The sequence below is a fragment of the Actinoplanes sp. NPDC051861 genome (assembly GCF_040681145.1).
Classification (GTDB): domain Bacteria; phylum Actinomycetota; class Actinomycetes; order Mycobacteriales; family Micromonosporaceae; genus Actinoplanes.
This window is the reverse complement of record NZ_JBFAYE010000011.1, coordinates 20,658-40,109: the sequence shown is the minus strand read 5'-3', so window position 1 is coordinate 40,109 and position 19,452 is coordinate 20,658. Positions and strand designations below refer to the sequence as shown.

At 69.6% G+C, this 19,452-nt stretch carries 15 protein-coding genes; 8 read left to right on the top strand and 7 right to left on the bottom strand.

Translation table 11 applies throughout. The annotated features are described in order from the left end of the window. Nucleotide 1: 1 nt before the first annotated feature. The 4 genes from AB0M02_RS26450 to AB0M02_RS26435 form a co-directional block, all read right to left on the bottom strand. Complete coding sequence (locus tag AB0M02_RS26450; RefSeq protein ID WP_364231165.1) at nucleotides 2-1,777, bottom strand: NAD(P)/FAD-dependent oxidoreductase; 1,776 nt, start codon at nucleotides 1,775-1,777, stop codon at nucleotides 2-4. Between the two features lie 73 nt (nucleotides 1,778-1,850). After that, the gene (locus AB0M02_RS26445; protein WP_364231163.1) at nucleotides 1,851-2,501 is read right to left on the bottom strand and encodes a TetR/AcrR family transcriptional regulator; all 651 of its coding nucleotides are present in this window, start codon (nucleotides 2,499-2,501) and stop codon (nucleotides 1,851-1,853) included. Between the two features lie 110 nt (nucleotides 2,502-2,611). Continuing rightward, a complete protein-coding gene (locus AB0M02_RS26440; RefSeq protein ID WP_364231161.1) occupies nucleotides 2,612-3,037 on the bottom strand; it encodes a hypothetical protein in 426 nt (141 codons plus the stop codon). Between the two features lies 1 nt (nucleotide 3,038). Beyond that, entirely contained in the window at nucleotides 3,039-4,070 is a 1,032-nt protein-coding gene (locus AB0M02_RS26435) for a LacI family DNA-binding transcriptional regulator (RefSeq protein ID WP_364231158.1), read from the bottom strand. A gap of 218 nt (nucleotides 4,071-4,288) precedes the next feature. Here AB0M02_RS26435 and AB0M02_RS26430 point away from each other — a divergent pair, with 218 nt between their 5' ends. After that, nucleotides 4,289-5,662, top strand: coding sequence for a DUF1996 domain-containing protein (locus AB0M02_RS26430; protein ID WP_364231636.1), 1,374 nt, complete (start codon nucleotides 4,289-4,291; stop codon nucleotides 5,660-5,662). A gap of 67 nt (nucleotides 5,663-5,729) precedes the next feature. Here the strand turns inward: AB0M02_RS26430 and AB0M02_RS26425 are convergent, their stop codons facing one another. Next, nucleotides 5,730-6,305: a DUF305 domain-containing protein gene (locus AB0M02_RS26425; protein ID WP_364231157.1), complete on the bottom strand. Its 576-nt coding sequence runs from the start codon at nucleotides 6,303-6,305 to the stop codon at nucleotides 5,730-5,732. Between the two features lie 125 nt (nucleotides 6,306-6,430). Between AB0M02_RS26425 and AB0M02_RS26420 the strand changes: the two genes are divergently transcribed. The 3 genes from AB0M02_RS26420 (at nucleotide 6,431) to AB0M02_RS26410 (ending at nucleotide 10,854) form a co-directional block, all read left to right on the top strand. Next, complete coding sequence (locus tag AB0M02_RS26420; protein WP_364231151.1) at nucleotides 6,431-9,406, top strand: discoidin domain-containing protein; 2,976 nt, start codon at nucleotides 6,431-6,433, stop codon at nucleotides 9,404-9,406. 112 nt (nucleotides 9,407-9,518) lie between these two features. Next, nucleotides 9,519-9,854, top strand: coding sequence for a helix-turn-helix transcriptional regulator (locus AB0M02_RS26415; protein WP_364231148.1), 336 nt, complete (start codon nucleotides 9,519-9,521; stop codon nucleotides 9,852-9,854). Nucleotides 9,855-10,203: 349 nt separating this feature from the next. Beyond that, a complete protein-coding gene (locus tag AB0M02_RS26410) occupies nucleotides 10,204-10,854 on the top strand; it encodes a DUF3800 domain-containing protein (protein WP_364231147.1) in 651 nt (216 codons plus the stop codon). Between the two features lie 219 nt (nucleotides 10,855-11,073). Here the strand turns inward: AB0M02_RS26410 and AB0M02_RS26405 are convergent, their stop codons facing one another. Beyond that, the gene (locus AB0M02_RS26405; RefSeq protein ID WP_364231145.1) at nucleotides 11,074-11,433 is read right to left on the bottom strand and encodes a VOC family protein; all 360 of its coding nucleotides are present in this window, start codon (nucleotides 11,431-11,433) and stop codon (nucleotides 11,074-11,076) included. A gap of 86 nt (nucleotides 11,434-11,519) precedes the next feature. Between AB0M02_RS26405 and AB0M02_RS26400 the strand changes: the two genes are divergently transcribed. Then, the gene (locus AB0M02_RS26400; protein WP_364231143.1) at nucleotides 11,520-12,242 is read left to right on the top strand and encodes a Clp protease N-terminal domain-containing protein; all 723 of its coding nucleotides are present in this window, start codon (nucleotides 11,520-11,522) and stop codon (nucleotides 12,240-12,242) included. Here the strand turns inward: AB0M02_RS26400 and AB0M02_RS26395 are convergent. Beyond that, on the bottom strand, nucleotides 12,231-15,422 hold the full coding sequence (locus AB0M02_RS26395; protein ID WP_364231141.1) for a hypothetical protein: 3,192 nt from the start codon (nucleotides 15,420-15,422) through the stop codon (nucleotides 12,231-12,233). The two genes, AB0M02_RS26400 and AB0M02_RS26395, sit on opposite strands and share 12 nt — an antisense overlap. Before the next feature lie 269 nt (nucleotides 15,423-15,691). Here AB0M02_RS26395 and AB0M02_RS26390 point away from each other — a divergent pair, with 269 nt between their 5' ends. The 3 genes from AB0M02_RS26390 (at nucleotide 15,692) to AB0M02_RS26380 (ending at nucleotide 19,447) form a co-directional block, all read left to right on the top strand. Beyond that, entirely contained in the window at nucleotides 15,692-16,957 is a 1,266-nt protein-coding gene (locus AB0M02_RS26390) for a DUF1996 domain-containing protein (RefSeq protein WP_364231139.1), read from the top strand. A 25-nt stretch (nucleotides 16,958-16,982) separates the two neighbouring features. Beyond that, nucleotides 16,983-18,155, top strand: coding sequence for a HAMP domain-containing sensor histidine kinase (locus AB0M02_RS26385; RefSeq protein ID WP_364231137.1), 1,173 nt, complete (start codon nucleotides 16,983-16,985; stop codon nucleotides 18,153-18,155). 254 nt (nucleotides 18,156-18,409) lie between these two features. After that, entirely contained in the window at nucleotides 18,410-19,447 is a 1,038-nt protein-coding gene (locus tag AB0M02_RS26380; protein ID WP_364231135.1) for a LacI family DNA-binding transcriptional regulator, read from the top strand. Nucleotides 19,448-19,452 lie beyond the last annotated feature (5 nt).

Sequence of the window (19,452 nt, the reverse complement as noted above, 5' to 3'; positions counted from 1 at the left end):
ACTACGGTTTCACGAAAACCTCGTCGAGGCTGTCCTCGCGCCACTCGCGCAGCAGCTCGTGGAAGGCGACCGGGCCGGGGCCGTACGAGAAGTTGACCGGCCGCGGGTTGCCCTCGCCGTTGTAGTAGCCGGGCGTGCACTCCGACTGGAACCGGTAGTTGTTCGGCGCGGTCTCGCGGATCACCGTGGCCCAGGCGTCCTCGGCCTCGGTGGTGGGCTCGACCCAGCGGGCACCGCGCTTCTCCGCCTCGCCGACCACCGCACCGATGTGCGTGGCCTGCTCCTGGAGCACGTGCACGAAGTTGACGGCGGCGGCGTTCTGCATCGAGCCGAGGTGGAACAGGTTGGGGAAGCCGTGGCTGTAGAAGCCGTGCAGCGTCCGTGGCCCGTTGCGCCAGTGCCCGAGCAGCGGCATGCCACCGCGGCCGGTCACCGGCAGGGTCCCCGAGAGCACACCCGAGCGGCCCACCTCGAACCCGGTGGCAAAGATGATGCAGTCAACCTCATAAGCATCATCACCGACATATACCGAATTTCCGGAAACGCGGGTGACGCCGCCGGTGTCGGCGGTGTCGACGAGGGTGACGGAACGCAGGTTGAACGTCTGCAGGTAGTGATCGCTGAACGTGGGCCGCTTGCACATGTAGCGGTACCACGGCTTCAGCCTCTCCGCGACTTCCGGATCCGTGACGATCTCGTCGACCCGGGCGCGGATCCCGTCCATCGTCCGGAAGTCGGCGACCTCGTCGAGGTACTCCCGTTCCTCGGCCGAGATGTTCGGGTCCACCGAGCCGGTCAGCATCTGCCGCTGCAGCTTGGCGGTCGCGGTCCACCGGTCGCCGATCAGGTCCTCGGCGGTGTGGCCGCCGGTGACGATCGTCAGGAAGTTCTCCATCCGCTCCCGCTGCCAGCCGGGCTGCAGGGACGCGGCCCACTCCGGGTCGGTGGGCCGGTTGTCGCGGACGTCGACCGTGGAGGGCGTGCGCTGGAAGACGTACAGCTGCTCGGCGTCGCGGCCCAGGTGCGGCACGATCTGGATGGCGCTGGCGCCGGTGCCGATCACGGCGACCCGCTTGCCGGCGAGGCCGGTCAGCCCGCCGGTCTGGTCGCCGCCGGTGTACTCGTAGTCCCACCGGCTGCTGTGGAACAGATGCCCCTCGAACTCGTCGAGTCCGGGGATGCCCGGCAGCTTGGGCTGCGACAGCGTGCCCGAGGAGAGCACGACGTAACGGGACTGGAAGACGTCACCCCGGTCGGTCGTCACCGTCCACGACGCGTCCTCGTCGTCCCACGTCAGACCGGTCACCCGGGTGTGGAACATGGTGTCGGCGTAGAGGTCGAAGCGCTTCGCGATCGCGATGCAGTGCTGCCGGATCTCCTCGCCGGGCGCGTACCGCCACTTCGGGACGTAACCGACCTCCTCCAGCAGCGGCATGTAGACGGTCGCCTCGATGTCGCAGTGGATGCCGGGGTAGCGGTTCCAGTACCACGTCCCGCCGAAGTCGCCGCCGTCGTCGATCATGCGGATCCGCTCGACGCCCGCCTGCCGCAGCCGCGCACCGGTCAGCAGCCCGCCGAACCCGCCGCCGACCACGACCGCGTCCACCCGATCGCGCACCGGCTCACGTTCCACAAAGGGCGTGTAGGGGTCCGCCTCGGTCGAACGCTGGTACTGCGTGGCGCCGTCGGGCCGGATGCGGCGATCACGCTCGGCTTTGTACCGGGCACGCAGCACCTCGATCTCGGCCGTGCTGAGGCGATGGGGATGGAAGGACATGGGTGGGCCCTTTCGCGGGGGTTCGTCCGGGGTAACGCGAGCCAACCCAAGCACCCTAATTAAAGCAACTGTCTTACGAGAAGTGTGTCCCAGTGCACGGTGCCCGATAAATACCCTCTATCGCATCGATCAGGCCGGCGGCGACGCGCTCCCAGTCCGGTGTGGCGGACCGCTCGTGCTGGGCGCAGATGTGGACGATCAGCGTGTGTGCCATGTCGTACCGCTCGCGCAGCACGGGTGGCGGCAGCTCCAGGCACGCGTGCAGCGAGGCGGCGATGGCGTTGAGCATCGGGACGTCGCGCAGCTCCTCGGCGGCGAGTTCGCGCAGGCTCGGTTCGGTCATCACCTGGGCGGCGAACCTCGCGTACCAGCTCTGGTCACCCAGCTCGGCCAGGTGCTCGGTGAACGAGCGAACCTCACAGGTGACCCAGTCACGAACGTTCGTGCTTCCCGCGTACCGTAAAGAAAGCCGGCGCCGGATCTCCTCCATCGGCCCCGCATGCCGGCGCACGACGGCCCGGACCAGATCGTCGCGCCCGCCGAAGTGATAACCGACCGCGGCGTTGTTGCCCTGCCCGGCCGCCTCGCTGATCTGCCGGTGCGAGACCGAGAAGACGCCGTGCTCGGCGAAGAGCCGCTCAGCGGTGACGAGGATGGCGGTGCGCGTCTGTTCCACCTGCTCGGCGCGTGCGCGCCTCCCGGGCTCCGTGCCGGTCCGGCTCATCGGCGGCCTCCGGTTTCGGCGTTCGATCTCTATAGGGTACGGAAGATGACAGGTCCCGCCGACTCGGGTGGCCGGCACATCGCGGTGCCGGGCCGCACCCCGCCGCCGGCTCATGAGCGTGGCCGGCGGCGCCTCCGCCGTTCGGCGCGGTTGCCGGTCTCCATCGCTCTCTCCACGGCAACCTCTTCCGGGGTGGGCGGTCGATAGCGGAGCCGGGGCGGTACCGCGAAGTCGAACGCGCGCGTCACCGCTGTCAGAGGAACAAAACCGGCGAAGAGGAGTCCAGTAAGGACCATTGCTCGCACCGTCCGCAGCCGCCACGGTGACAGCTCCTCGGCCCAGCCCAGCACGAGGGCTGCCACGATCAGCGTGGTGGCCAGCATCGCCACCAGCCAGATCCGGTCGCGCCAGCGGATCTCGCTGGCCCGCCACCGGCCGTCCCACCACGCGCGGGCCCGGGAGAGATAGAACAGGCAGACGGGCAGGGCGGCGACGAAGAACCAGTACCGCCAGTTCCCGTCGTAGATCTGCTCCACGTCAGGCAGTCTGCCTCACGACGAGCGTCGGTTCATAGATGACCGAGGCGAGCCGGGCATCGGGATCGTCGAGGCGGGCCAGCAGCAGGCGGGCGGCCTCGGCGGCCATGTCCTCGAGGGGATGGCGGACCGTGGTGAGCGCCGGGCGGGCGGCGACCGCGGCGCTGCTGTCGTCGAAGCCGACCACCGCCACGTCGTCCGGGACCCGGCGGCCGGCGTCGCGCAGGACCAGCAGCGCGCCGAGGGCCATCAGGTCGTTGGCGACGAAGACGCCGTCGAGCCGGGGCTGCTCGGCGAGCAGCGCCCGCATCGCCTGCTCGCCGCTGTCGCGGGTGAAGTTGCCGCTGGTCAGCGGCACCCACGCGTGGCCGTGCCGGGCCATGGCCCGGCGGAACCCGGAGATCCGGTCGATGCTGGCCGGGACGTCGGCGGGCCCGGAGATCATGCCGATCTGGCGGCACCCGCGCTCGACGAGCAGCTCGGCGGCGAGCGCGGCGCCGGTCTCGTTGGCCAGGTCGACGTAGCTGATCGGCACCGGCTCGGCCGGGCGGCCGATCAGCACGGCCGGGATGCCGGCCTCGGCGAGCAGGCCGGGCAGCGGGTCGTGGCCCGGAAGCGAGAGCACCACGGCGCCGTCGGCCTGCCCGTTGCGCAGGTCGCCGATCAGGCGCTTGTGCCCGTCCGCGCCGACCATCTGCAGCGCCAGCTGGATGCCGGCCGGGCGCAGCACGCTCATCAGCCCGCCGACGACCCGGCCGAAATACGGATCGGCGAAGAACCGGCTCATGAACGGGTCGTCGTCGTGGGTCTCGGAGTCGGAGACCACCAGCGCCACCGTGCCGGTGCGGCGGGTGACCAGGGAGCGGGCGAGCCGGTTCGGCACGTAACCGGTCTGGTCGACGGCACTCCAGACCTGCTCGTGCAGGGTGGGGTCCACGTTGCGGATGCCGTTGATGACGCGTGACACGGTCGCCCGCGAGACACCCGCCACGCGGGCCACATCCTCGAGTGTGGGCAGCCGGTGACTCTGCATGACCAGTGTTATAGCACGGAGAGCGCTTTCCGTAGGCCCCGCTCCCCGGGCGCCGCGCGCCGCGCTTTTCCCGCTTCCTTCGCGCTCCCTGGCGTTCCGGAACCTCAAATCATTGACGAACGTTCCCGATGTGAACCAGGCTTGGAAAGCGCTCTCCAAGCGTCCACCGTCCTCATCCCCTTGGAGATTCCGTGCGAAGAAGACAGCTCAGACGGATCCTGGCGCCCGTGAGCGCCACCGTGCTCGCCGGCGCGTTGCTGGTCGGTGGCATGCAGTCCGCCAGCGCGGCGGAGACCCTGCTCTCGCAGGGCCGCCCCGCACTGGCCTCGTCGATCGAGAACGGCGAGTCGTCCGCGATCGCCGCCTTCGACGGCCGTGCCGACACCCGCTGGGGCAGCCAGTGGGCCGATCCCCAGTGGCTGCGCGTCGACCTCGGCGCCACCGCCACGATCAGCCGGGTGGCGCTGAACTGGGAGGCCGCGTACGCCAAGGCCTTCCAGATCCAGACCTCACCGGACGGCAACGCCTGGACCACCATCTACAGCACCACGACCGCGACCGGCGGCAACCAGAACCTGCCGGTCAACGGCAGCGGCCGCTACGTGCGGATGTACGGCACCCAGCGCGGCACTGGCTACGGCTACTCGCTCTACGAGTTCCAGGTCTTCGGCACCTCCACGGCCACGCCGCCGCCCACCGACGGCCCCGGCTACGTGTACGCGAACCCGCCCGTCACCGGGGTGGTCCCGTCCACGCAGGTCCCGCCGACCACGAACCCGCCCGTCACGCACCGCGAGTTCCAGGCGAACTGCTCGGTGAGCCGGACCAACCTCAACGACGACCCGATCGTGTTCCCGAACCTGCCCGGGGCGTCGCACTCGCACACGTTCATGGGCAACCGCACCACGAACGCCAACTCGACGCTGTCCAGCCTGCAGGCCGGCGGCACGTCGTGCATCACGCCCGGTGACAAGACCGGGTACTGGATGCCGACGCTGTACAACGGCACCGCGGCCGTGCAGCCGGACGGCCCGCAGGTCATCTACTACAAGAGCGGCGTGATCGACTACCGCAGCGTGCGGCCGTTCCCGCCGGGCCTGCGCTACGTCGTGGGCAGCCCGAACGCCACCCAGGACGAGTTCCGCTACGCCCCCGGAGCGGTCGAGGGCTTCGAGTGCGGCAACAGCTCGTTCAACTGGGACATCCCGGCGAACTGCCCGGCCGGCACCCAGCTGAACGCCCGCTACCAGGCGCCGAGCTGCTGGAACGGCATCCACCTGGACACGCCGGACCACAAGAGCCACATGTCGTACCCGGTCAACGGCGTCTGCCCGACCTCGCACCCGGTCGCCGTCCCGATGATCGAGTTCAAGATGGCCTGGCCGGTCAGCGGCAACATGTCGCAGGTCAGGTTCTCCAGCGGGCGCGGGTACTCGTTCCACTACGACGTCTACAACGTCTGGGACGCGCCCGTCCTCGCGGCCCTGGTGCGGCACTGCATCAACGGCGGGCTGCAGTGCAACCCGCGTGGTTTCGACCAGTACAAGCCGGAACGCGGTGCGGCGCTGAACGAGAACTATGAACTGCCCTAGTATTTTCTAGCTCCCGGGCGTCGTTCCATGGACGGCGCCCGGGATCGCCGATAACACTTTTCCGAAATTATTTTCCGAGATTCGCGAGGGCCTCTTCGCGGTTTTTGAGAATGGTTTCAGCGAGCGCCTTGGTGCGGGGTTCGGTGCCGGCGGTCTGCTCGCTCGTGGCCAGTTGGCGGCCCTGCTTGAGGTGCTCGTCGAGGCACTTGCGCAGCAGGGCGTCGAACGCGGCGTCGCGCAGGGCGGCCGCCTCGGTGACCTGCTCGGGGGTGACCATGCCGGGCATCGGCATTCCCTTGTGCGGGTTCACCGCGGGCAGTTCGGCCTCGTCGTGCAGCATCCGCAGCGTCACCAGCTCCTGCTCGGTGAATGCTCTGACCTGCGCTGTCACCTGCTGAAGTGCGGGGTCGGTGCCGCGTTCGGGCGCCAGGTCGAGCAGCGGGAGAAGCTCCTCGGCCATGGCGAGGTTGATCTCGATCCAGGGCCGGTCGGTGCCGCTGAACGCTGCGGCGTCCTGCGCCGTGCTCGCTTCTTGTGCCGGCGCCGGGGCTTTCTCTGCGGGTGTCGTCGCGTCGCATCCTGTGAGCGCGACGAGGGCCGCGGCGGCGGCGCACGCGAGAAGTAGCCGGGGATTCGCATTCACAGGCGCAGTCTCCGGGCTCCGCTTGGGCACTGTCAAGAATCGGTATTGACGACCGGCAACATGAGCGTAACAATCAGCGTCGCTTGGAGAGCGCTTTCCCTTCCCCTCGGAACTAGGGCGTGATCATGAATAAAAGACGTGGGCCCACGATAATCGCGGTGGTCCTCGCCACCTTGCTCGGACTCACCGCGGTGTCCGTGACCTCAGCCGCGAGCGCCGCGGACACGCTGCTGTCGCAGGGGAAGCCCGCGCTCGCCTCGTCGCAGGAGGGCGCCGACGTCGTCCCGGCCAACGCGTTCGACGGCAACGACGGCACCCGCTGGTCGAGCCAGTTCGCCGACCCGCAGTGGATCCGCGTCGACCTGGGCGCCAGCTTCACGATCACCCAGGTGGTGCTGAAGTGGGAGACGGCGTACGGCAAGGCGTACCAGATCCAGACCTCTCCCGACGGCAACGCCTGGACCACGATCCACACCCAGGCCAATGGCACCGGCGGCACCGAGACGATCAACCTGACCGGGTCCGGTCGTTACGTCCGCCTGAACGGCACCGCCCGGGGCACCGGTTACGGCTACTCGCTGTGGGAGTTCCAGGTGTTCGGCGGCTCCGGCCCCTCCGCCCCGCCGGATTCCTTCACCACGATCTGGACCGACAACTTCGACGGCGCGGCCAACACGTCGCCCTCGTCCGCCAACTGGCTGCTGCGGACCGGCACCCAGTACCCCGGCGGCGCCGCGAACTGGGGCACCGGCTCGGTGGAGACCGCCAGCGACTCCACGGCCAACGTCTACCTCGACGGCGCCGGGAAGCTGAACATCAAGGCTCTGCGCTCCTCCGACGGCCGCTGGACGTCGGGACGCGTCGAGACACAGCGGACGGACTTCAACCCGCAGCGCGGTGAGCTGCTCAAGTTCAGTGCCGTGGTCAAACAGCCGCAGGTGGCCAACGGACTCGGCTACTGGCCGGGCTTCCGGGCAACCGGCGCCGCCTACCGCGGCAACTACAACAACTGGCCGGGCATCGGCGAGACCGACATCCTGGCCAACGTGAACGGCCGCGAGCAGCTGTCCCAGACGCTGCACTGCGGCACCGCGCCCGGCGGGCCCTGCAACGAGTACGACGGCCGGTCCTCCGGTCTCGCCTCCTGCACCGGCTGCCTGTCCGGCTACCACGAGTACTCCCAGGTGATCGACCGCACCAAGACCGACGAGGAGATCAGGTTCTACCTCGACGGCCGGCAGACCTGGGTCGTCCGGCAGTCGCAGGTCGGTGTCGCCGCATGGGAGGCCGCTGTGCATCACGGCTTCTTCCTCCGGTTCGACCTGGCTGTGGGCGGATCGCTGCCGAACGCGATCGCGGGCTTCACGACGCCGACTGCTGACACGACGTCGGGCGGTGTGCTGAGCATCGACTCGGTGACCGTGTCGCGCTCGGCCGGCTCGACGGCTGCCGCGATGACGGACCCGCCGGTTCCGGCCGGGCCGAGCGTCGTGCGTGTCACCGGCACGCAAGGGAACTGGCAGCTCACGGTCAATGGCTCGCCGTGGGAGGTCAAGGGCATGACGTACGGCCCTCCGCAGGCGGCGGCCGACGGCTACATGCGCGACCTGAAGAACATGGGCGTCAACACGATCCGCATCTGGGGACCGGACGCGGCCACACCCACACTGCTCGACACGGCGTCACGGCACGGCATCAAGGTGATCGTCGGGCTCTGGCTCAACCACGGCGCGGACTACGTGAACGACACGGCGTACAAGACCGCCGTCAAGGCCGAGATCGTCGCCAAGGTGAACGAGCTGAAGGGCCGATCGGGGGTGCTGCTCTGGGATGTCGGTAACGAGGTCATCCTCGAGATGCAGAACTACGGGCTGTCAGCTGACGTCGTGGAGGCACGACGAGTCGCGTACGCCAAGTTCGTCAACGAGGTCGCCGTGGCCATCCACGCGGCCGACGCCAACCACCCGGTCACGTCCACGGACGCGTATACGCACGCATGGACGTATTACAAGCCGCACTCGCCTGCACTTGACTTGCTTGCAGTCAACTCGTACGGCGCAATCAATACAGTCAAGACGGACTGGATTGCGGGCGGGTACACCAAGCCGTACATCCTCACCGAGGGTGGACCGGCGGGGGAGTGGGAGGTGCCCAACGACGTCAACGGGGTGCCCACCGAGCCTTCCGACCTGCAGAAGAAGGCTGGGTACACGTACAGCTGGAACGCGATCAAGGGACACCCGGGTGTGGCCCTCGGCGCCACCGAGTTCCACTACGGACTGGAGAACGACTTCGGCGGCGTGTGGCTGAACACCACGACCGGTGGCTGGCGTCGTCTCGGGTATCACGCGATGCGGCAGGCGTACACGGGGCAGGTCGCGCCGAACACGCCGCCGGAGATCACCGCGATGTCCGTCAGCAACCAGACGGCGGTGCCGGCCGGCGGGACCTTCACCGTCAGCGCGACGGCGACGGATCCGCAGGGTGACCTGATCCGCTACAACCTGATGGCCAGCGACAAGCACATCACCGCCAACCGCGGGCTCAGCCACCTGACGTTCAGCCAGACGGGCAACGGCCAGTTCAGCGTCCGCGCGCCGGAAACGCTGGGCGTTTGGAAGATCTACGTCTACGCGTACGACGGAAACGGCAACGTCGGCATCGAGCAGCGCTCCTTCCGCGTCGTCCCGCCGACCGTCCCCGGCACGAACCTGGCCCGCGGCCGAACCGTCACGGCGTCCACCTACCAGCCGACCGGCACCAACGGCCCGCAGCTCCCGTCGTACGCGGTCGACGGCGACTACGGCACCCGCTGGGCCAGCGAATGGGTCGACACCGCCTGGCTCCAGGTCGACCTCGGCTCGGTCCAGTCGTTCAACCACGTGCAGCTGGCGTGGGAGGCGGCGTACGCCAGGTCCTACACGGTCCAGACGTCGAACGACGGCTCCAACTGGACCACCATCCACTCGACCACCACGGGCAACGGCGGCTTCGACAGCCTGAACATCTCCGGCTCCGGCCGCTACGTCAGGGTCAACGGGACCGTCCGCGCCACCGGCTACGGCTACTCCCTCTACGAGTTCGGCGTCTATCGCAGCTGACCGCAGCAGATCGAGCAACGCCCCCGGCCCATCTCGCCGGGGGCGTTGCTCGTTTGAGTGAAGGTCGTCCGCAGCGGTGGACGTGAGCTCTACCTAGGTAGAGAGTCGCTGCATGTCTGAAATGCCGCGTCTCACTCCCCAACTCGTGGCCGTGTTGCTCGTCCTTCTGGAGTCGCCGGCCACACCGCGCTGGGGTCGCGACATAGCTCGGGTGATCGGACTCAAGACCGGCACCCTGCACCCCATCCTGGCACGGCTGGAGCAGTCTGGTCTGGTCGAGAGTTGCTGGGAAGCCCCGGACGCGGTCGACCGCGGACGTCCGCGTCGCCGCTATTACCGATTCGTGCCTGGGGGAGTGCAGGTTGCCCGGCGCGCGGTCGCTGAAGCCGCGGGATCGTCGCGCCGCTTCGGCTCCGCACTTCTGCGCCCTCGCCTGGCCTTCTGCTGAGCGGAGCTACGGTGAACAGCTTGGCTGTCGCAATGTGTGGGCTTATCACAGCAGCAGGAGCCATCGGCGCCACGTTTTGGCAAGGAACGTTGCTACGCCGGGAGATTGCTGGCGGCGTGAGGTCTAGGCCTCGTCGATCGAGTGCACTGCTGCTGCATAGCGCCGCATGCCTCCTGCCAGGGCCTGCCGCCGCGCGCTACGCCGAGGAGTGGAGAGGGGAGTTTGAGGCCATGCTGGTCGAAGGTGAGCCGCTGCGACGCCGTGCGTTCTACGTAGTGACAACCGCGCTGAGCGTCGCGCCGCTACTCGCCGTGCAACTTCGGCTCCGCCGGAACCGGATGGTGGACTGATGCTGCTCGCCTACGTCGACGAGTCCTACACCCGTGACTGGTTCTGCATGGCCGCCCTCCTCTGCGACGACGCCTTCGTTCAGCCATTCACCCAAGCCCTGGATGATCTGATCGTCCAAGCGGGACATGACTTCGGTGTTCCCGCCGACGCTGAACTGCACGGATACGAACTCTTCCATGGCGAGGGCAGTTGGAAGGACGTGCCGCCCCGGTACCGCATTGGTGTCGACAACAGGGCGTTCGCGGAGATCGCGGCGAACGGTGACGCGTTGATCTGTCGCGGTATGAACCTTGTTCGGCGCTCGTCCCCGGAGACGCCTCACTCGACAGTGCTCCGCGAATTGCTCGAGCGCGTCAACGACTATGCCGCCACCAAGGACGCGAGAGTTCTTGTCATCGCCGACGAGGTAGGCCAGGAGCAGGCGTTGCACCGCGCGGATTTCGTCGCGCAGCGCCTGAGCCACATCCTGGACACGCTGCAGTTCACGCCATCGCGTTCATCCCGAATGCTGCAGGCAATCGACCTGGTCGCCTTCATGTACCGGAGGATTGAGAGGCACAAGGAGCGCGACTCGCGGGCGCAGCGGGCCAACGAGGCGCTGTGGATGCGGATCGCCCCGCTCATCGTTCATCTCCATCGCGACCCCTAGACGCACGAAGACCCCGCGAGCGGGGTCTAAGGCTGGGTCGGAAGAGATCTTCCTGAGGTGAAGCATACCCGCCCGTCAGGCCGGTGCCCAGCCACCGTCGCGTCAACGGACGCCGCAACCGGGCGAGCGCTGGCCACTCACGCGCCGACCTCTGCGTCCCGCGTGGCCGCACGCGTCCGTGTCAGCTCGGGATCACCGGCGAGGGGGCGCTGCTCGTTCTCAGAGCCATGTGGTCAGGTTGAGCATGTTGCCGTCGGGGTCGAGGACGTGCGCGACCCGCTGACCCCACGGCATGTCGTTCGCCTGGCCCGGCACGGTGCCGCCGGCCGACGAGACCGTGGGGAGCAGCGCGTCCACGTCCGCGACCTCGGCGCTGAGAATGATCCGGACCGGTGCGCCGATCTCGGTGTTCTCCTCCTGCACCAGCCCGAGCCTGGTCTCGCCGATCCGCAGCTCGACGTAGAACTCGGGCCCCTCCTCGGGTACGCGGAGGGTCTGCGTGGCACCGAGCACCGTCTCGTAGAAGGCACGCAGGCGCGGCAGGTCGGGAGTGCTGGCGATGGGCTGAATGGAAGTCATGGCCGGTAGACCGGGCAACCCGCGCAAACTCATCGGCCGTCAACTCCGGGTTGACGCTCCGGCATCGTCAACCTAAGGTTGACGGCATGACGCAGACCACTCCGCCGGTCCGGCTCGACGACCTGATCACGGCGATCTCCCGCAACCACGACGACGCCCTCGACCGCCTCACCGACGCGGTGCTGCTCGCCGACCGCCTCGGCGAGATCGCCGACCACCTCATCGGCCACTTCGTCGACCAGGCCCGCCGCTCCGGCGCCTCATGGACCGACATCGGCCGCAGCATGGGTGTCACCAAGCAGGCCGCCCAGAAGCGTTTTGTCGCCAAGCCCGACACCGACATGTCACGCGGCTTCCAGAGGTTCTCGCAGCCCGCCCGCGTCGCGATCGTCACCGCCATGACCGAGGCCAAGAGGGCCGGCAACGCCGAGATGACCCCCGCGCACATCCTCCTCGGCCTGCTCGCCGCCGGCGGCACCGGCGTCGAGGCTCTGCGCGCACAGGGCGTCGACACCGAACAACTGCAGGAGCAGACGAGGGCCTCCCTACCGCCCCGCAGCGACGCCGACCCGGTGCTGATCCCGCACGACGCCCGCGCGCGCAAGTCCCTCGAACTCACCCTCCGCGCAGCCGTCCGCCTCGGCAGCGACGCCGTCAGCACCGGCCATCTCCTGCTCGGCCTGCTGGAGGACGAAAACGGCGACGGCCCACTGTCCACCCTGGCCGTGGACCCCACCGCAACCGAACAGTTCATCGCCGCGGCCACCGACGAGCCGCCGTCTGTCCAGGGGGCTGGGTCAGGCCAGTGACAACCCCATCAGGACGGCCGCTCCCAGCACTCCCGCGCCCGCCACCAACCCCGCCTTGTCGATCTCCGCTCCGTCCAGCGGGGCCACCGGCACGAGCACCGATGCCACCATCACCAGCGCCGACGTCGCCAGGGCCGAGATCACCGGCACCCCGAAGGCCGCAGTCTCCAGGAACAGCACCAACGCGAGCAGGCCGAGTGCGACCGGCGCCACCGTGTGGACCCGGGGCACCGCCGACGCGGGCCGGGTGACCGGGAGCGGGGCCCACGGGGCGAACACAGCGGTGAGCGCTCCGAACGCCATCCCCGGTCCCCAGCTCTCCTGGGTGAGCGAAATCCCGGCCCGGCGGGCCACGAACGCTCGTGATCGCAGGGCGACCATGGCCAGGAGGAGCACTCCGAAAGCCAGGAAGATCGGTGACTCCGGCCCTCTGACCACGAAGATCGTGACGGTGAGTGCCAGGGCCCACGCGGGATGCCGCAACCGGCCGAGCAGTGGCCATCGGTCCACGATCGTCTCCAGCCACTGCTGGGCCGAACTTTGCGCCCCCGCCCCGGCCGCCCGCGCCAACGTCAGCCCCAGGACCAGCACGGCAAGCAGCCCGGTGGCCGGCGCGGGGGAGAGCGGCGGCAGCCCGGCCAAACTCCAGCGCCCCGGCAACGGCTTGGACAAATCAATTCCTGTCCGATAAATCCTGACGTCAGTCGTCGGCACCCGCGGAGCATCGCGCAACGACGGATCCAGCGCGAACGCCCGGGCGAACGCACCCTGGGCCGGGACGAAGGACGACACCACACCGAGGTTGAACCAGCCCAGCGCATAGTCCGGCCGGGCTCCGACCGAACGACGGAAAGCGTCGGCGGCGGCATCATGACGGCCGAGGCGGGCGAGCGCCACCCCGAGGTCGTTGGCCGCCGGGAACGCACCCGGATCGTTCGACAGGGCGGCGGAGTTGAACCGCGCCGCCGCCTGCCAGTGCCCGGCCCGATCAGCGGCGAACCCGGCCGTCATCAGGAACGCCGGGTTGAGCGGATCAACGGTCAGTGCCCGCGCGATCGACTCCGAGGCCGCCGCGAACGACCCGAGCTCTATCTCGGCGAGCGCCTGATTGGCGTCGAGCCGCTCCGGCCGCAGCAAAACCCGACCGTCGAGATGGGGCAGCAGTTCCCGGGCCGCGGCGTAGTCCTCCAGCGCCGCGCGAGGAGTTCCGGCACCCCGCGCCGCATCCGCGAGCTGCGCCCGTGCGTGGTAGGCCACCAGCGCGAACTGCCTCGCGTACCCCTGATCTGGTTTGTTCTCATCGCCCGTCTGCCGCTGGAAAGCGGCACCCTGTTCCGCGGCCGCCGCCACGTCGCGGAGGATCGTCATTCCCTCGGCGGAGCGGGACGTGCGCAGCAGAGACGCTCCCTGCCCGAGCAGCGCCTGGGTGACCCCGGTGTCGTTGTTCCAGTTCGATGCCCTTGTCCGCCGAGCCGCTCCGGCGTAGGCGCCGGCCGCCTCCTCGAACCGTCCTTGCAGGAACAGCACCTCGCCCAGACGCAACCACGGCAACGGCTGCTCGGCGGAGCCGCCACCCGCCCAGACTCGCGCCGCCTTTTCGGCTCGGGGCAGATCTCCGGCCCACCGGTACAGGTTCTGCCACTCGTCGCCCACCCACTCCCGGCGCGAGGTGTCGATCTGCCGACCGGTTTCGAGCATGACGATGTCCCGCAGGATGTCGGCCCGCAACGAGCACCCGCCACCCGGCCGCACCGGCTCGGCGCGTACCCCGTCGGCGAGAAGAACATCGGCGGAGCGAACATGCCCCGCCAGGATCGCGTCGCGCCGCCAGCCCAGCGCGGGGCAGTCCGGATCCGAACCGATCACGCCGCCGGGCCGGTAGGCCGGAACGAACGACGTGTCCTCGACCTCGCCGCCCGCCCCACCCGGGATCACCTGCAGGTCGACAGTGAACGGCAGGGCGGTGACCACCCCGGCCGACAGCGGCCCCGCCGGATCCTGGGGCAGCACCTCCTCCATGCTTCCGGGCACCGGAAAGAGCTGGTCACCGCTGGGATAGCCACGGGGTCCGATCGTCAGCAGCGAGCGGGCCGTCGCGGCGGCCTGGTCGAACCGGTGCGCGGCCTCCTGCGCGGTGGTGAGCAGTTCGAGCAGCGGGCCCGCCGCGGCGTTGCGCACGAGCGACGCGGCACGGTCCGGCTCGCCGAGAGCGATCAGCGTCGCCGCCAGGCCGGGCACGGCCGCCGAGGGATCGAGGTCACGAGCAGCCAGGTAGTGCGACTCCGCGATCCGCAGATGAGAACGAGCGGTGAACGGCTTGGCCGAGATCAGCCGCATCCCCTCGCGCAGATGCCCGTCCGCCACCCCGGTCAGCGCCGGCACCGATCCGGGGAACTCGCGCGCGAGACGGTCGAACGCCGCCGCGGCCTGCTGCGTCGCGTCCGCCGGGATCAGGTCGCCGACCTTGAACTGGATCACCCGGGCCGCGCGCTGCGACAGGTACTGCCCGTAGATCCACAGCGGCGTCGGATCACCCGGGCAGGCCTTCTCCGCGGCGGCCACCTCGTCGCGGACCACCCGGTCGCGCGGCAGCATGTCGGCGGAGACCATCAGCAGCAGGTTGAGCTGGGCGTCGCAGCCACCGGCCTCGCGGGCACGCTCCAGCATGGCGAAGGCCGCGGCCGCCGCGTTGGCGCGGTCGTAGTCGAAGCGCGATCCCACCGGCTTCGCGGCCCGCACCAGCAGGGTGGCACCCAGACGCGCGGTCTGCGCGGTGCGCCCGCTTTGCGGAGCGGCGTCCAGCAGGCGGTTCATTTCTTGATATCGGTACGGGTAAACGCCGGCGCCGTCAGCATCACGCGGGGTGGCGTCCTGCAGGTATGACTCCTGCGGGAGCCGTTTGAGCAGTGCCCGTGCCCCGTCCGCGCCGAGGGCGGCCACGGCCGCGTCCTCCAGCGAGTCCTCGGCACCACCGCTGGGCAGCGCGCGGAGTGTCGCCGTCGACGCGTTCGCCGGCAGCGGCACCGCCTCGGCATCGAACGAGGGCGGCACCGGCAGAAGCGCCGCCGAGATGGCCGCGGCCGGGACGAAGAGCACCAGGAGCAGCACACCGGCGAGGACGACCAGGTCCGCGGCGGTGAACCAGCGGCGGCTCGTGCTCTCCTGCGGTTCGTCCGGCACCGCGTACCCCTTCCCGGTGGACCGATTGTCCTGCCGGTGCCGGGGTCTTCAAGGCTTGCGTCACCTAGCCGACGGGGCCCCAGGTTCCGGAACCGAGCCGCCGGGCGCCGCACCACCACCGCATTGACCTGCGCTAATGCGATGGTGAAGCGCTTCCCCGACGCTGACCAGCCATTGACAGCATTTAACAGCCGGTTCACAGTGGCGATGCGAGAGAGCGCTTTCACGCAGTCCTCCCTTCCCCCCACCGGACGAAAGGCTCATCCACCGTGAGAAAACGTCCCCTCCTGGCCGGCACCGTCGCCGTTGTCCTTGCCACCTTCGTGCTCGCCGTCGCCAACCAGGCGAGCGCCGCCGACTCCCTGATCTCCCAGGGGAAGACGGCCACCGCCTCGTCCACCGAGTCGGCCGCCTTCCCCGCCTCCAACGCCGTCGACGGCAACGGCGGAACTCGCTGGTCCAGCGCGTTCAGCGACCCACAATGGCTCCAGGTCGACCTCGGAGCGAGCGCCACGATCACCTCGGTGAGACTCGACTGGGAGGCCGCGTACGCCCGGTCCTTCAGCCTGCGGGTCTCGGCCAACGGCTCGTCGTGGACCACCGTCTACAGCACCACGAACGGCACCGGCGGCGACCAGACGCTGACGGTCAGCGGCACCGGTCGTTACGTGCGGCTGGAGACGACGGTTCGGGCCACCCAGTGGGGTGTGTCGCTCACCGAGTTCCAGGTGTTCGGCACCGGCGGCGGCACGACCACGCCGACGATCCCGCCGGGAGCGGTGCGGGTGGCCGAGTTCCTGGCCGACTGCCCGTTCAGCCACCGGCTGCCGGACGACCCGATCATCTTCCCGAACCTGCCCGGCGCCTCGCACATGCACAGCTTCTTCGGCGCGGCCGGGGTCAACGCGTTCAGCACGGTCGACTCGCTGCTCAACGCGAACAGCAACTGCAACCCGTCGGTGGACAAGTCGTCGTACTGGATTCCCACCCTCTACCAGAACGACGTCGCGGTGGAGCCGGTCACCGGCATCTTCTACTACCTGGGTGAGGGCGTCCGCGACGACCTGATCGCACAGACCCAGCCGCTGCCGCTGGGCCTGCGCATCGTGGCCGGCAACGCGAAGGCCACCGGCCCGGCCGACAACACCATCTCCCGGTGGTCCTGCCTGCACGCCGGGCACGTCGGGTCGTCGCCGGACTTCGTGAACTGCCCGAGCGGCACGATGCTGGAGTCGTACCTCGACTTCCCGCACTGCTGGGACGGGCGGAACCTGGACTCGGCGGACCACAAGAGCCACATGGCGTACCCGGTGGGCAACGCCTGCCCGGCCAGCCACCCGGTCGTGGTACCGAAGCTGCGGCAGGTCATGCGGTACCCGGTGAACGGCGACCCGGCACGGCTGAGGCTGGCCTCCGGGCGCGGCTTCACGATGCACGGCGACTTCTTCAACGCCTGGCCGGTGGAGGAGATGGCGCGCCGCGTCAACGACTGCATCCGCCCGATCATCAAGTGCGGGACCAACGGCCGACCCTGACAAATCCCTATATGCTGCTCTAACGGTGCTTAAGAGACCCTTTCGGCTTCTCGGTACCGGGCCCCGAGCAGCGGCCCGGCAGGCCGGCGTACTCATCGTGGTCGCCGGCCTGCTGGCCCTGCTCGGCATGGTCAACGACCCGCAGCACACCGACCGGCTGGTGACGGTCGCCCTCTGCGACCTGGTGCTGGCGGCGGTCGCGTTCCTGTTCCCCTGGGGGCGTACCGGACGTTACGCCCCGGCCGCGATCGGCCTGGCCGGATTCGCGGTGATCGGCCTGTCCACCTGGTCGTTCGGCGGGGTGGCGGCCGGCACCGGCCCGTTCCTCGTCCTGCTGTACGCCTGGGCCGCCCTGCACTTCCCCCGCTGGATCCTGCTCGCCTTCCTGGTCCCCGCCACCGCCGCCTACCTGGTGCCGCTGATCCTCACCCACCAGCCGCGGATGGTGCTCGGCAGCGCCACCGTCCTCATGCCGATCGCGCTCACCGTCGCACTGCTCATCGAGGTGCAGACCCGGCACCTGCGTGACGACCGCGAACGGCTGGCCCGCATCGAGCAGTGGCGGGTCGCCATGGTCAACACCCTGGCCCACGACGTACGCGCCCCGCTCAGCACCATCCGCGGCGTGCTCGAGGAGCTGAAGGAGGACAACAGCGGGCAGGGCGTAAGCATGCTCGACGCCGCCCTGCGCCAGACCGCCCGCATCGCCCGGCTCGCCGACGGCCTGCTCGACCTGCAGCGCATCGACAACTCCGGGCATCTGAAGCTGGACCGCGAGACGCTCCCGGCGAAAACGCTGGTGGAGGACGCGCTCCGATACGTCCGCCCGGACGCCGACGTGACCGCCGACGTCGACCCGGAACTCACCGTCCACCTGGACCGGCAGCGCTTCGAACAGATCCTGCTCAACCTCGTCAACAACGCGCTGCGCTACGGCCGCCCGCCCGTGGTCGTCAGCTTCACCCGCGACGGCGACTTCGACCGCCTCGAGGTCCGCGACCACGGCCCCGGCATCCCGGACACCCTGCGGCAGAACCTGTTCGGCCAGTTCGCCGTCGGCAGCAAGGACGGCGTCGGCCTGGGCCTCTGGATCGTCCGCCAACTCGCCACCGCACACGGCGGCCAGGCCGTCGCCGAACCCCGCACCCCCGGCGTAGCCATGGTCATAACCTTCCCAACCCACCCCACCCCCGCGTAACCCCCACCCCTTCCGTGTGAAGTTCGGCCCCCCTCCGCACCCCAAATCCACACGCAACGTCGTGCCACCCCTTCCGTGTGGGGTTCGGCCGCGCTGCGCACCTCAACTTCACACGCGTCGTCGTGTCACGGCTTGCGTGTGGAGTTTGGCCCCGCTGCGCACCCGAACTTCACACGCAATGGAGTGACGGCGCGCGGGTGTGGGGAGGGGGTTCAGGGCGACCTGGGGTGGGTGGGCGTGGTAAGACATACGCGATGATCTCTCGACCCGGTCGCGGCGGGCAGCAGCCCACGATGGATGACGTGGCCGCGACGGCCGGCGTCTCCCGGGCCACCGTGTCCCGGGTGATCAACGGTGCGGCGTCGGTGGCGCCGGAGATCCGGGCCGCGGTGCAGCGGGCGATCGCCGAGACCGGGTACGTGCCGAACGTCGCCGCCCGCAGCCTGGTGACCCGCCGCTCGAACTCGGTCGCCCTGGTGATCAGCGAACCTGACCGGCCCGACGACCACTCGTTCCTGAATCGGATCTTCACCGATCCGTACTTCGGGCGGATCACCGCGGGCGCCACCGGTGCGCTGCGCCCGCACGACGTGCACCTGGTCGTGGTGCCCACCGACTCGGCCGACCATCACCAGGTGATCCGCTACCTGGGGCAGGGCCACGTCGACGGGGTGCTTCTGATCAGCAGCAACGAGCACGACCCGCTGCCCCGTCAGGTGTACGCGCTCGGCATCCCGGCGGTGCAGTCGTCCCGGCCGGCCGGCCCGGTGTCGGTCAGTTTCGTCGACGTCGACCAGCGGCTCGGCGCCCGGCTCGCCGCCGAGCACCTGCTCGCCCGCGGCTGCGCCAAGCCTGCCACGATCGCCGGCCCGCAGGACATCCCGGCGAGCGCCGAGCGGCTCGAAGGCTTCCGGGCCGCGCTGGCCGGGCGGGATGTGCCCGCGGTCATCGCCGACTTCACCCGCGCCGGTGGCGAGGCCGCCGCGCACCGGCTGCTCGACGAGCACCCCGACGTGGACGGCCTGTTCGTGGCCAGCGACCTGATGGCCGAGGGTGCGCTGCGCGCGGTGCAGGACCGCGGCCGGCGGGTGCCCGGCGACGTCGCGGTGATTGGCTTCGACGACAGCAGCGCGGCGCTGGAGTGCCGGCCGCCGCTGACGACGGTCCGCCAGCCGGTCGAGGAGATGGCCGCCGAGATGGCCCAGCTGCTGATCGCCCAGATCGACGAGCCGGACCGGCTGCCCCGCTCGGTGATCTTCCAACCTTCCCTGGTGCTGCGCGAGTCCGCCTGACCAGG